The following is a 13,605-nucleotide window of genomic DNA, read 5'->3' on the forward strand; positions in this document are numbered from 1 at the left end:
CAGGTTTAATGGCCATTCGTCTCGCTCGGATCACCAGGTTGCGCTCTCCCATTGCGTTATTGCCGCTTTGAGACCCTCACTTCCACCGACCGAAACGTCATCGGGAAGTTTTAGCTTGCACATTCGCGCAGCAAGGTCGTGATTTTCGCATCGAGGTTGCGGGCGACGGCGAGTGCTTCTGCGCTGCCATATGGCATGAGATAGCTCTCCATCCTGTCATAGGAGAGATGCACGCCATCGGAACGTTCATCAATGAGGATTGTCACTGGAGCGTAAGATCCAGCATCGGGTACGTGTTTGACCATTTCTTTCATGATGAGTGGATTGCCCACCACAAAACGCATACTGCTGGGCGTCTTTGAACTAGATTCGAGACGGAGAACGGCGCCCAAGTCGAATTCCGCAAAGAGCATAAAACCCGTACGGCCGAGCGCGCCCTGCACAACGCGCTCCAATTCCGGGAAGGAATCTGCCGCCCTCGACGCCTTGAAGAATTCGACTATATCAGGCTGCCCGATCGCCGACTTGAATGCGGCCACAACGGCATCGAATGGCTTTGCGCTCGTAAGGCTTAAACGTTCGACTTCGACTTTCTCTATTTTCATTTTATCCTCCGAAATAACTCTCATGGATAGAGTGCGTATGATCGCGTCGACCTCTCGCCGGGGATCATGCGGCTGCCGGTTACGCGTTCAGGAAAGTCCGGACGTGGCTGACGAAGATCTCGTGGTGCTGAAACAGGGCGCCGTGGCCTGAATCGGGATAGAGGACCAGCTGCGCGTTGCTGAGTTCTTTGAACATTGCGTAGGCATTGTTTGCTGGAAGCATGGTGTCGTGGCTACCGCTGACCACAAGAGTGGGCTGACGAATCGCGTGCAGAATGGCGTGCTCGGGATCAGGTGTGGCGCACCAAGTGATCAGCGCCTTGGCCTGCGGATCGGTTACCGCGCTGCCGTTGTCGGTGTCCCTATCGTCCTTACGCACCTGCGTCCGCTTCAGGAACGCCAGGCCGGACGATTGGCTGGCGGACGACGTCGTGAAGAACAGCGGCAGGCGGGGGTCCGGTGCATCGGTTTGGGAAAACGCGTCTTGTAGAACCGCTAGCAGGTGTTCCTCTCCACCTTTGGGCGCGGTCCCAACGAGGATGAGCTTGCGGACCAGACGTCCGTGCTCGGCAGCGATCTGCTGGGCGACGCATCCGCCGAGGGAAAAGCCCAGCAGGTCGACTTCGGAGATGCCAAGCGCGTTGATGAAGGCGACCGCGTCGCGTGCCATCGCCGCGACATTGTCGGGCGTCTGACCGGTCGAGCGACCGACTCCGGCGTTGTCGAAGGCGATCACAGGGCGATCGGCGGCGAGGACGTTGACGACGGCGGGATCCCACGCATCGATGTTGCCCGAGAAGTGCTGCAGAAGCACCAGCGGCGTTCCGGTCGATGGGCCGAGGCGGCGATAGGCGAAGCGGATTCCGCGGCCTTCGACGTAGCGGGTGGGTGCCGTTTCAAGCGTGGCGTCCTCGCTCGTGATGTCGAGTGCAGTCATGTCATCCTCCGGATGCTTGGCATGAAGTAATCAAGTGGGGGACCAGTGCAGCGCTCCCGGCACGCATGCGCCGGGAGCGGTCTTGTCACTTCACCAGCGCGGCCTTTTCAATCACCGCCGCGACTTCCTTCGCATGAACGACGAGCGAAGCATGGCTGCCGGCGACTTCCGTCGTCTGAGCCTTCATCCTACCGGCGAAAAACTTCTGAGCCTCGGGTGCGATCACCTTGTCCTTCGTGCTGATGACATAGAATGTCGGCTTGTCGCGCCAGGCTGCAATGTCGACGGGCGCCTCGAATGCAACGTGATTCAACGGAAGCTGCGAGTTAGCCAGGTGCGCGGCGATCTCCGGAGGAAGGTCGGCTGCAACGGCCGACGGAAATACCTTGGGATCGATGTAGAGGTTGCCCTTGTCGTCCGGATGAATCGCCGCACCACCTTCGGTCGCGGGACCGCTCTTGGCGAGGTCCGCCAGAGATTGTCCCACGTCGGGCGCGAAAGCGGAGACGTAGACGAGCGCCGAGATCTTGGGGTCGTTGCCGGCTTCCGTGATGACCACGCCGCCCCAGGAATGGCCGACGAGAACGGTCTTGCCGTTCTGCTTCGCCAGGGCCTGTTTGGTGGCATCGACGTCAGCGGCAAGGGAGGTGAGCGGATTTTCGACGAGTGTGACGTTGTAGCCCTTCTTGGTGAGGATATCGGCAACGGGCTGCCAACTCGTCTGGTCGACGAAAGCGCCATGGACGAGCACGATGTTGCGAGCGGCTCCCCTGGGCAGTTCGGCCGACTGGGCGGAGGCGGCAAATGCCGCTCCGGCCAGGAGGACGGCGGCGGTTGAAAGCAGAAGATTTCGCATGAATGGCTCCTGTTGGATGACGAACGACGCGAGGTCGGGGATGGGCAGGCGATCCAGCAAAGTCACGGGTCTTCCATCTGCCGCTTCGGAAATGGATGACTGCACGATGCGTCCGCGCGCTTCGGCAGGACCTAATATGAAGATGTCTCGGACGGTAGAGCCCAATCGTCCAAGTATTGCGTCGGATCGTCCGCGAGATTAGCATTGCCACTATGGACATCCTCGCCGAAGTACTCGACCGCGTGCGCCTCGGGGGGACTTTGCTGTTCCACTTCGAGCTCGGCCATCCCTGGAATCTGGCGTTGCCACAACGCCCCTACGCCATGTTTCATTATATCAGCCGTGGCTCAGCGACCCTCGCGCTTGAACAGGGATCAGAACTCCGCATGAACGCGGGCGACTGTGTCGTCATCTCGCGGGGCGAGCCCCATGTGATTTATTCGGATCGCCGGACGGCGCCATTTTCGGTTCTCGACTTCGATCGATCGGCCGCGGATCGTGGCGTTGTTCGTCACGGCGGCAACGCGCAGCCGCATGCGACGATGATCTGCGGCAAGTTCACCGTGGCGCGGCCCTCACGCGGCAGCGTGCTGGACTTGCTCCCGCCGGTGCTTCTCCTGAAGCCCACGGAGGACGGCGCGTGGCTCGAGGCGATTCTGCGACGCATGGTGAGCGAGTCGGCGTGTGAGCGTCCCGGCCAGGGCGTCGCGCTGTCACGACTAACAGAAGTGCTCTTCGTCGAGGTTCTGCGAAACTGGATCAAGTCGCTTGGTCCCGGAGAAGGCGGGTGGCTGGGCGCGATGGCGGACCCGCACATCGGACCAGCACTTCGGTTGATCCACGAGCGACCGGATCGGCCCTGGACCCTCGATGACCTCGGGCAACGCGTGGGGCTAGGCCGCTCGGCGTTTTCGGCGCGCTTCACCAAGCTCGTCGGTCAGTCCATGTACAGTTATCTGATCGCGCGCCGGATGTCGGAGGCCGCATTCTTGCTTGAAACAAGCGACGAAGCGATCGCACGGATCGCGACCTCTGTCGGCTATGAGACCACTGCCGCGTTTTCGAAGCTCTTCCATCGACATCACGGCCTATCGCCTGGTCGTTACCGGGCAACGCGGCGCTCTGACGGCGACCGAAGGCAAGAGGACGTCGTCCTGGAAGCAGAAGTCACCGATTGACCCGCAAGCTCTACAACGGGGTTCGCGCGGTGTTTAGCTTGTCCATCGCAGGACTCCCAACTTCCTTCGTTATCGCAGCTTGCCGAGCCAGAGCGCAGAGAGCGACGGGCGATTGCGCACGCCGAACTTGGCGTAGATCGATTTGACGTGACGCGCGATCGACCGCAAGGAACGGCGCATGCTGAGCCAACGAGAAATCTCCTCCCGTTCAGACAGACTAAGCGCTCGCTTGGCACGGCACCGATCAGGCGGTCGGATACCGCCAGTCGGCGATATGATCGAGAATACCAATGAGGAATCGCGGTCAAACCGACGTCCGATCGAACTCATCGGTTCGCCTGCTTGCCAACGATCCCAGATCTCGGATCGTTGCGCCGCCGAATAGTTAATGCGTTGTCGCCGTTTCATGTCCGCACTCCATCTTTGCTAAAAGATTAGAGTGTTGCACCGACCAATTGAGCCCACCGTGCAAAGCGGACGGTGCCGCAACGTCAGTCGCACGCGCAACGTCAGGCGACTGCTGCGCCGATTGAACAAAGACCTTTCTGACAGGAGTTTTGTGTGACCCGATGGACCACCGACAGTAGGTCCTGTCGTCGCACCGGTCCGCGCTACGTCGGGTCAGTACCGTCGATTGTGCCCGCCTCAACCGATGCATGAGGCGGTTCATCTTTGCCGAAGAATGCTCGTTTCAACAGCTCACTGACGGCGCTGTCGATCACACCACTCGGCCATTTGACTTATTGCTATGAAATCGCCGTCATCGACGAAGAGCTGAGGCTTTAAGAGGCGCTGCGACGAATGTCGCTTTGCATCTCGGCCTCGGTCTCCTGAAGCCAGAACGGCATGTCCATCGTGCGGTACAGTGCGGCCGCGCTGGTGAAATACTTCTGCGCGTGCGCGTGGGGGCCCCTACGCCGGTAAAGCTTGCCGAGGCCGAACTTGCAGTGGGCGACCAACGGACGCATGCCGCGCGTTTCGGCGAGTACCAGCGCCCGGCGAAAATGAGTCTCGCCGCGCTCGGCATCGAACCGGTCGGGGTGGGTCGCAACCTCGCCGAGAAGATGCAGCGCATGAGCCGCGAACCCGGCCTGGTGCAGAGAGGCTTTCAGTGCGTGGGTGCCGAGCCGCTGCGCGTCGTCGAGACGCCCCAGCAACAGCGCTGTCCGACCTAGCCACGGATAGAGCCATCCGAGATTCCCGACATATCCGGTCGCGACCTGACGCTCGACGAGTTGCTCACCTTCCTGAAGCCGGCTCAGTGCCTCGCTGGCGTCGCCAAGCTGCGCCATGTTCCAGGCGGAGAAGGCGACCGACAGGGAAAGCAGGAGAGGGAGATTTCCCGCCCTGATCACCGCCATTGCACGCTCAAAACCTGGCCGCGCCTGTGCCCACTCGCCCCGCAGCAGGTGGACCGTCCCATCGGTAAGGTGAGCCCATCCGACGGCGTAGGCATCCAGCAGCGGTGCGACGAGCCGGATCGCTTCGGCTGCAGGCCCGGCCGCTTCGGCGAAGCGGCCTAGTTCCGCCAGGCTCATGATCAGGTAGCCACGGTCGTGAACCGATGGCGGAGCAGCGATTCCAAAATTCTCCAAGGCCCAACCGGTAGGCAGAGCGGAAAGATTGTCGGTGGTCAGGTCCACCACCCGGGCATGGTCGCCGCGGAAGAAGCGTACCTGCGAGAGAAAACTTGTGGCAAGGATGCGAAGCCTGAGGTCCCCGAGGCGCCCCGCGATCTCCAGCGCGCGAGCGCCGGACGCAAGCCCGTCGTCCAGCTCGCCGAGCCCGCCGTGCATACTTGTCATGACGGCGCAGACTCGGCCGCGCCGGCCGTCGTCGTTCATCCGCTCGGCGAGCGTCCCCGCTTCACGCAGGCGTTCCAGCGCCCGCCCGACTTCGCCGAGCCGGACTAGCAACTGACGCAAGTCGAGTCGGATATCGAAGCCTTGCTCCAGCGTCGACCGACTCTCCGGCAGTGTCGCGAGAACCTCCAGCGCCCGTTCGAAGAATTCGACAGCTTCGCGGAGCGCCCATCGTACATGGGCAAGCCGACCCGCCTTGAGCCAAAAGTCGATCGCCTCACTAGCAAGCCCGGCCTCGGTGAAATGGTGGGCGACCACCTCGGGCAGGCGTTCTACCGTCGCCGCAAGCCGCTCGACCAGAACATTGGCGATGTCTGCATGCAACTGTCGCCGCCGGCTCCTGAGCATCGTGATATAGGCGGCGTCCTGGACCAGCGCATGTTTGAACGCGTAAGTCGCGTCCGCCGACGTTCCGCGTCGGGAGATGAGGCCGGACGCCGTCAGCCGTTCCAGTGCCGCGTGGAGGTCCATCGGGGGCATGGCGGACACCGCGGCAATCAGCTCGTGGGAGAACTCCCGTCCGATCGCGGCGCCGATCTGCGCCACATGCTTGACCGTGCCAAGCCGGTCGAGGCGGGCGACCAACGAAGCTTGCAGCGTGGTCGGGATCGCGAGTGGCGGCAGCGGTCCATCGAGCACGTAGCGGTCCGTCGTCTCGCGCAACAATCTGCTATCGAGCAGCGTGCGCGTCAATTCCTCGATGAACAGTGGTACGCCATCCGTATGCGCAAGGATCTGATCGGTGACGACGTCAGGCAGCGGCTTGTCCTTGGTGACGCCACCAATGATGGCGGCGCTGTCATGACGTCCAAGTCGGCTCAAGAGCAGCATCGTAACATGCGGCTGGCCGACCCAGGTTGGTTCGAGTTCCGGCCGGAACGTGACGGCCAGCAACACCGGCAGGTTAGCGGCGCGCGCGACCAGTCGATCGAGCAGGTCGAGTGAAGTTGGATCGATCCAGTGGACATCCTCGAACACGACCAGGATGGGGCTCTTCGCTGCCAGGCCGTCGAGCTGGTCGAGCAGTGCCGCGAGTGTCATCTCTCGCTTCTGCTGCGGACTGACCGCCAATGCCGGATAGCGTCCATCCGTCGGCAGCGTCAGCAACTCGGCGATCAGCGCCATGTCGCGCGGCAGATTTTTCGCCGTCGGCTTTAGCAGGGCCTCCAATTTCTCGAGCTTCGCGCTGAAGTCGCTGCTCGGTTCGAATCCCGCGGCTTGCTCGAGCTGCGCGATGAACGGATGGAGCGCGCTCTGCGCGTGGTGGGGCGAGCAAAAATAGCGAATGCGGGTATGCGGCTCGCCGTCGAGCCTGCGCAGCAGGCTTTCGGCAATGCGCGATTTGCCGATACCAGGCTCGCCGGAGAGCAGGACGACCCGACCCTCGCCGAGCTTGGCCTGATCCCAGCGGCGCAACAGGCGCTCGATCTCTTCCTGCCGTCCAACGAGCGGGGTCAGCTTACCCGCGCGTCGGGCCTCGAACCGGCTGACGCCGGCCGTCTCGCCGCGTACCCGCCACGCTTCCACCGGTTGCGGCAGTCCCTTCACCTCGATGGGATCGCGTGCGCGGCAGTCGAACATCTGCCCCACCAGCCGCCGCGTGCTGGCGGCAATCAACGCTTCACCGGGCACTGCCGCGGCTTGCAGCCGCGTCGCCATGTCCGACGTATCTCCGATCGCAACCCGCTGCTGCATATTGCCGGCCCCCCGCCATTTGCCCACAACTACGAGCCCGGAAGCAATTCCGGCACTGGCCTGAAGCGCGGTGCCGAAGGAGGTTTTTAAGGTGCCAACGGCATCTAGAAGGGCACGACCAGCGCGAACCGCTTGCTCGGCGTCATGCTCACGCGCAGCGGGATACCCGAAATAGATGAGTGCGCCGCTGCTTTCATAATGCGCGGCGAATCCGTCGAACTGCGCGACTATTTCTGCGATCATCCTGTGGAATGCCGTGATCAGATCATGGACATCTTCCGCATCGAGCCGATCGGAAAGCGAGCCGACCAATTTGCAGACAAGTATCGTCAACTGGCGTTGTTCGAGATCATCGACGTTCGCCGCAGTTGCCGCGTACGTAGACGTGGGAAATGCTTCAGCGACGGCAGGCTTGGCATGCTGCGGCTCGAAGCCGTGCGCCTCTGGCGTGTTGGCCGCTCCACCGCTTCGGATTTCTGAGGCGAGCGCCCGCGTTGCAGCATCTGGCTCGGTGCTGAGCTCGCGCTTCAACATCGAAACGATATCTAGATAATACGTCAGCGCTTCGGTTCTACGGCCCTTGGCGACGAGCGCCTGCATGATTAAACGGTGGACGTCTTCCCGCATGTTGTTGAGAGCATGGGCTCGTTGGCCAGCCTGCAAGGCTTGGTCGATACGGCCGGCGGTCAACTCTTGCCCGCCGATGCTGACCAGTGCGTTCAAAGCTAGTTCCTGGAGCCGCTCGCGTTCGCCGGCTAGCCACTCGCTCCAGCTCTCTTCGCTGACACCGATAATGTCATCCACAAATGGACCCCGGTAGAGATTTGCCGCCGTATGCATCGCATCGTGGCTACCATCCCGGATGAGTGCCTCGAACCGGCCGACATCGCACGACACCACGGTTGGATTCAGGCATACGAACTCGCCATCGTTGTTGATGGCGTCCGAGCCAATAACCTGACGAAGCTTGAAAAGGGCCTGCCGCAGGTTCTGCCGGGCCTGGGCGTCGAAGTGGGAGCCCCATAGGAGCGTCGAAAGCCGCTCGCGCGGCTGGGGCGCAGGCCCCATACAGCCCAGATAACTCAGCAGTGCAGCGAGCTTTTTGTTCGGCAGGCTTATTACGCCATCGGGCCCGGTCAGGACGAAGCGGCCCAGAAGTGAAAGATTGATCCTTGGGCTAACTGCTTCCACTGCTCGGCTTCCAGCTTTTCTCCAAGCTATAGCAGTTTTGGATGAAATCGATCTTGCCTCGCTCTCGTGGCTGCACGAGATGATCGGCGAGGTCACCGACCGTTTTGGACGACTGCAACACATTGTCATTTGCGATCCTCACACTGGAAAAGCCCGACACTGAGGTCCAATCCATCCGCTAGCGACAGCAGCCATACCAGCAGGACGGCGCCAAGGAGCAGCCCGATCTGCCGAAGAAATAATGTGCGCAGTGATGCCTTCGGAAACGCTCTAAAGAAAGCGCTTGCGACGATGTCGGTCGAGCGAGCTCGCATGAAGGCCTCCTTGTCCCAATGGCGGGACGGCGGCTCGCGCCGCTCCTCGTCCGATGTGTCCGGCGCAGCCCGCCGCCGCAATAACGCTCATCCATGGACTTGGGAACTACCTAGAAAGGTGGTCCAATGTCCTTTATGTACGCGCGATGGTTTATGAGCTGCACGCTTTTGGGTAATCGGACATGAAGCCAACCACAAACTCCACCGATCTTCAGAACGTCTACGCTCTCTGGGATCATCTGGCCGACTACTCTGCCGGCGACAGCGATGCCGCATTGACACACCTGCTAGGTGCATTGGCTACGATGCTATCGGCGAGCAATGTCCTATGGTCCGTGGTCGTGCGCCTGCCTACGCCCAAACGTGACGATCCCCTGCTGGGCTGGCGTCCCCGCCTCGTCCGACTGCTGGACCCGAAACCCGCAGTGGCAGCATCTGTACAGCAGCAGTTCGATGCGCTGTGGTCGACTAAGCTCGACCTTTCCCAGATACTCTCCGCATCGGGAGACGAGCCGTTCCGGGTCCGCCTGCTGTTCGACGCGCTGCCGCCGGAGTGGTTCGAGGGCGAGCACTATCAGCGACACTATCTGGACGTCGGCCACGCCGACAGCATCTCAGTGCGCATTGCACTCAATGATGATGTGAGAATTCGCCTGTTCGTCTTCCGCGATGCGCAGTCGCGCCGCTTCTCGGCCCAGGACGGCGAGCATCTGGGCTTTGTGATGCGTGGCTTGAGATGGTTCCACCGACAACAACTGCTCGGCCACGGTCTGCTCATCGCCGACGCACCGCTAACCCCGGCGGAACGCAGGGTATTGCTCGCGCTCCTCGACGGGCAGATGGAAAGGCAGATCGCGCAGAAGCTTGATCAGAGCCCTAACACCACCCACTTTCACGTGAAGTCCATCTACGCCAAATTCGGCGTGCGCAACCGCGCGGCGCTCGCGGCGCTGTGGCTCGGCAAGCTTCGATGAGCAGGGCCAGAGCTGTAACCTGTCGACTGCACTACCACCCGCCCGAAGGCCAGTCTTCGCTTAGGCAGGTCGATGGCCTGCGCGGGCATACATAAGCACAGCGAACCACCTTTCTAGGTAGTTCTCAGACGCATCAGGTAGCGCGATATTCAGCACGGGTGCTGGGAAGACGGATTCTCTCACCGCGCGATATGGGAGTTATAACGATGCGCACACGGGCGCGAGCCGGCGAGAAATGCCAGGCGACGACCGGACGAAGAGGCGATGGCCTCCCGGCTCTTTCATCGTCCTGTCATGCGCTGTTCTGACTGCAGTCAACCTCTCCTGACGAGCCGTTTGAGCAACTTGCACGAAATCACTCCCACACGAGAAATACTAACGCTGAAATGACGGTCCACTGACGGCGTAGACGTACCGGAATGCCCTTATGCGCGTTCGTCACCGTCGCCGGTCAGCTCTGTAGCGCTGCGTTCTCTGGCTATTCGTAAAGCTGGGTTAGCCGTCTTGCCGCCGCTCTTTCGAGGCGACTGACGGGACTTCTTGTCGAAGCAAATGCGCTTGGCGTTTTGGAGTTAAGTTATGAAGTGCAGGCTCGGTTCGAAGACGTTGCTGCAGACGGCGCTATTGCTTACCGGGAAGCACGTAACCAATTGCCCTGAGTCTTACGGCGAAAGGTCGAGCCCCCGGGCCGCGTCCGCCGCATCAAAAACTATTCGCCCCGTCACCTGGCTTGGTTCAACCGCGCTGCTGGCGTCGCTGGCCGGGACGGTCGTGCCATCGGAGGCGCTCGCGGCCTGTGTCGGCGAGAACACCGGCAGCGTGACCTGCGATGCGGCCAACCCGGCGACCGGCGGCATGCTGATCACGAGTTTTGCCGGCACAACGGTCGTCACCGTCAATCCGGGCGCGCAGATCGACACCGGCCCCGCCAGCGTGACAGTGACCGCTCCCGGCAGCCTGACCTTCACCCACAGCGACACGATCTTCGGCATCCCCCAGATTGTGACCCTCAGCAACGATTTCGGGGACATCAGCTATGTCGGCAATGCCGCGACGAACGCGGTCAATGCGCAAGGCACCACTGGCACGATCGACATTCTCAATACTGCGGCGATCGGCACCGGAGGCCTCGCGGCGCTGACGACAGGCAACGGCAAGATCCAGATCAATTCCAACGCCACCGTGAACGGTACCATCTTCGGACAGTCCAGCGGCGGCGACGTCTTCATCACTGGATCCGGCAGCGTCACATCCACAACCGCCGGCATCAGCGCCACGACCGTCGGCGTGGGCAACGCGACCATCACTTACAGCGGGCCTATCACATCGGTGGATGCCGCCCTCTTTGCGTCGACTTTCGACGGAAACGCCACCGTGACCGGGTCCGGCAGCGTGACAAGCGCCGACACTGCCGGCGCCATCAAGGCGTGGGTGGCCGGCAACGGCCCCGGCAATGCGCTGATTGCCTGGAACGGCGCCGTCAACAACACCGCCGGCGGCGCGGGCCTCTCTGCGAGCGCTGATGCGGGATCGGCCACGGTGAACGTCCTGGGGAACGTCACATCGACCAACGCCGCGGCTGTGCGGGCTTCCAGCGGAACTGGGACTGCCACCGTGACCGTTGCCAACGATGTAACGCTCAAGGGTGGCTTTCAGAACGCCATCGATGTTGGTTCACCCTTCGGCAATGTAAATCTCGTTGTCGGCGATGGAGCGTCCATCAGCGCAGGCATTGACGCTATCTTTGCCCATACGATCACCGGCAACACCACGGCCACGATCGGTGCCGGAACCGTTGTCAGCGCCGCAATAGGAGGAGGACTCGTCCTCCAGGCGCCGGGTGGCAACACCACGGCGACGATCGGCGCCGGAGCCATTATCAGCGGCGAAGGAGGCATCGGCATCGACACAGGCAGCGGCTCGCTGACGATCGGAAACGGCGCGAGCGTCACAGGAACGGGCGGAGTTGGTGTCATCGTGCAGAGCAAAGGCGGCTTCACGCTGTTCAATGCTGGCATCATCAGCGGTCAAACGGCTGCGATACACCTCGCACACTTTACACCGATCGGCGATCCCACGACGCTGACGCTGGCGCCGACGTCGGTCATCGTAGGCCAGGTGATTGGCGGCGCCAGCCCGTTTCAGATCGCTCTGGGTTACGTGCCGGGTGTTGCCGACATCTTGCAGCTCGGCGGCACCGGAACGGGCAGCTTCGACATCTCGCAGGTCAGCGACGCCGGGCAATATTCCGGCTTCGGCACCTTCAACAAGGTCGACTCGTCGAACTGGATCCTGACCGGCACCAGCAGCTTCGCCGGTCCGATCGCCGTTAACGGCGGCACGCTGTCAGTCAACGGCGACATCACCTCGGCCGGCGGCCTGACGGTGAATCCCGGCGGCACGCTCGGCGGCAACGGCATCGTCGGCAACACGCTGATCAACGGCGGCACGCTGGCGCCCGGCAACTCGATCGGCACGCTCACCGTCAGCGGCAGCCTGACGATGACGGCGGCATCGACCTATCTGGTGCAGATTTCCGGAGCGGCCTCGGACAAGACCAACATCACGGGCGTTGCCATGATCGGCGGCAAGGTGACGGTCGATCCGCTGCGCCCACTCGGCGTCACCACGACCTACACGATCCTGAATGCCGGCACGCTGACCGGCACGTTCGATAGCGTCAGCATTGACAACTTCTTTGCTCGCAATGCCCGGCTCAGCTATGTCGGCAACGAGGTGCTGCTGACGCTCGATCCCGGATTACTCAGTTCAATCCTGCCCGGCAATGCCAGCACCAATCAGCGTAACGTCGCCGGCGCGATCGACAATGCGATCATCGGCGGCGCAGCGTTGCCGAGCGGCTTCAACGCGCTGTACCTGCTGTCCGGCAACGAGCTGCTAGCTAGACTGACGCAGGCATCCGGCGAAACAGCCACCGGCACCCAGCAGACCAGTTTCGACGCCATGACCCAGTTCATGGGCGTGATGACCGATCCGTTCACCGCAGGCCGCGGCACGTCGGAAGCCGCTGCGATGGGCTACGCCGACGAGACGCTGGCCTATGCCGCAAAGCGCAGCCCGAGTGATGCGCTGGCGGCGATCTATCGCAAAGCTTCGCCAATGGCACCTGCGTTTCGGGAACGCTGGAACGTGTGGGCAGCGGCCTTCGGCGGCTCGCGCAACACCGACGGCAATACGGTGGTCGGTTCGAACGATACCCGGTCGAGCATCGGCGGCGTCGCGGTCGGCGCCGACTACTGGTTCTCGCCCAATACGCTGGCGGGCTTCTCGCTGGCTGGCGGCGGCACCAACTTCTCGGTGGCCAATAGCGGCTCGGGCCGCAGCGACCTGTTTCAGGCGGGTGCGTTCGTGCGCCATACAGTCGGATCAGCTTACATCACAGCAGCGGCAGCCTATGCGTGGCAGGATATCACCACCGATCGTGTCGTCGGCGGCGATCGGCTGCGCGCGCAGTTCAATGCCAACAGCTATTCGGGTCGCATCGAAGGCGGCAATCGTTACCTGATGTCGTGGCTGGGCGGCATCGGCCTTACGCCTTATGCCGCGGCGCAGGTTACAGCGCTCGATTTGCCGTCCTATGCAGAGACTGCCGGCGGCGGCGCCAACACCTTCGCGCTGGCCTATGCTGGCAAGACGGTGACCAGCACCCGCAGCGAACTCGGCTTCCGCACCGACAAGTCGTTTGCCGTGACTGACGCGATCCTGACGCTGCGCGGCCGCGTCGCATGGGCGCACGACTTCAATAGCGACCGTTCGGCTTCGGCGACGTTCCAGACGCTGCCCGGTGCGAGTTTCGTCGTCAACGGCGCGGCGCAGGCGCGCGATGCCGCGTTGACGACCGCATCCGCGGAGATGAAGTGGATGAACGGTTGGGCCGTCGCCGGCACCTTTGAAGGCGAGTTCTCCGATGTCACGCGCAGCTACGCCGGCAAGGGCGTGGTGCGGTACGCATGGTGAAATGCCGAGGCGTCC

7 protein-coding genes and 1 pseudogene are annotated in these 13,605 nt (G+C 62.3%); 3 read left to right on the top strand and 5 right to left on the bottom strand.

Going from position 1 to position 13,605, the window contains the following annotated elements:
- Window positions 1–110: 110 nt before the first annotated feature.
- The 3 genes from AB8A33_RS20430 to AB8A33_RS20440 all read right to left on the bottom strand — a co-directional run bounded on the left by AB8A33_RS20430 (window position 111) and on the right by AB8A33_RS20440 (window position 2,398).
- Window positions 111–605 (bottom strand): DUF302 domain-containing protein, encoded by a 495-nt coding sequence (locus AB8A33_RS20430; RefSeq protein WP_439094404.1) that lies wholly within the window; start codon window positions 603–605, stop codon window positions 111–113.
- A 79-nt stretch (window positions 606–684) separates the two neighbouring features.
- A complete protein-coding gene (locus tag AB8A33_RS20435) occupies window positions 685–1,542 on the bottom strand; it encodes an alpha/beta fold hydrolase (protein WP_439094406.1) in 858 nt (285 codons plus the stop codon).
- Between the two features lie 85 nt (window positions 1,543–1,627).
- Window positions 1,628–2,398 carry an alpha/beta hydrolase gene (locus AB8A33_RS20440; protein ID WP_439095995.1) on the bottom strand — a complete coding sequence of 257 codons (771 nt, stop codon included), beginning with the start codon at window positions 2,396–2,398 and terminating at the stop codon, window positions 1,628–1,630.
- 212 nt (window positions 2,399–2,610) lie between these two features.
- On the opposite strand from AB8A33_RS20440, the gene AB8A33_RS20445 reads away from it, so the two are divergent.
- Entirely contained in the window at window positions 2,611–3,576 is a 966-nt protein-coding gene (locus AB8A33_RS20445) for a cupin domain-containing protein (protein ID WP_439094408.1), read from the top strand.
- A gap of 144 nt (window positions 3,577–3,720) precedes the next feature.
- Here the strand turns inward: AB8A33_RS20445 and AB8A33_RS20450 are convergent.
- Together AB8A33_RS20450 and AB8A33_RS20455 are read right to left on the bottom strand one after the other, a co-directional pair.
- Window positions 3,721–3,984, bottom strand: a pseudogene (locus AB8A33_RS20450) (IS30 family transposase); the annotation flags it as partial.
- Window positions 3,985–4,358: 374 nt separating this feature from the next.
- The gene (locus tag AB8A33_RS20455) at window positions 4,359–8,324 is read right to left on the bottom strand and encodes a BTAD domain-containing putative transcriptional regulator (RefSeq protein WP_439094410.1); all 3,966 of its coding nucleotides are present in this window, start codon (window positions 8,322–8,324) and stop codon (window positions 4,359–4,361) included.
- A gap of 496 nt (window positions 8,325–8,820) precedes the next feature.
- On the opposite strand from AB8A33_RS20455, the gene AB8A33_RS20460 reads away from it, so the two are divergent.
- On the top strand, window positions 8,821–9,612 hold the full coding sequence (locus tag AB8A33_RS20460) for a helix-turn-helix transcriptional regulator (protein ID WP_439094411.1): 792 nt from the start codon (window positions 8,821–8,823) through the stop codon (window positions 9,610–9,612).
- 579 nt (window positions 9,613–10,191) lie between these two features.
- A complete protein-coding gene (locus tag AB8A33_RS20465) occupies window positions 10,192–13,590 on the top strand; it encodes an autotransporter outer membrane beta-barrel domain-containing protein (protein WP_439094413.1) in 3,399 nt (1,132 codons plus the stop codon).
- Window positions 13,591–13,605 lie beyond the last annotated feature (15 nt).

It is taken from the genome of Tardiphaga sp. 813_E8_N1_3 (assembly GCF_051811025.1).
Taxonomy (GTDB): domain Bacteria; phylum Pseudomonadota; class Alphaproteobacteria; order Rhizobiales; family Xanthobacteraceae; genus Tardiphaga.

Bases quoted from the DNA above. Each gene is read 5' to 3' on its own strand.
- AB8A33_RS20440 (WP_439095995.1), bottom strand. From the start codon at position 2,398: ATGCGAAATCTTCTGCTTTCAACCGCCGCCGTCCTCCTGGCCGGAGCG.
- AB8A33_RS20430 (WP_439094404.1), bottom strand. From the start codon at position 605: ATGAAAATAGAGAAAGTCGAAGTCGAACGTTTAAGCCTTACGAGCGCA.
- AB8A33_RS20460 (WP_439094411.1), top strand. From the start codon at position 8,821: ATGAAGCCAACCACAAACTCCACCGATCTTCAGAACGTCTACGCTCTC.
- AB8A33_RS20465 (WP_439094413.1), top strand. From the start codon at position 10,192: ATGAAGTGCAGGCTCGGTTCGAAGACGTTGCTGCAGACGGCGCTATTG.
- AB8A33_RS20445 (WP_439094408.1), top strand. From the start codon at position 2,611: ATGGACATCCTCGCCGAAGTACTCGACCGCGTGCGCCTCGGGGGGACT.
- AB8A33_RS20435 (WP_439094406.1), bottom strand. From the start codon at position 1,542: ATGACTGCACTCGACATCACGAGCGAGGACGCCACGCTTGAAACGGCA.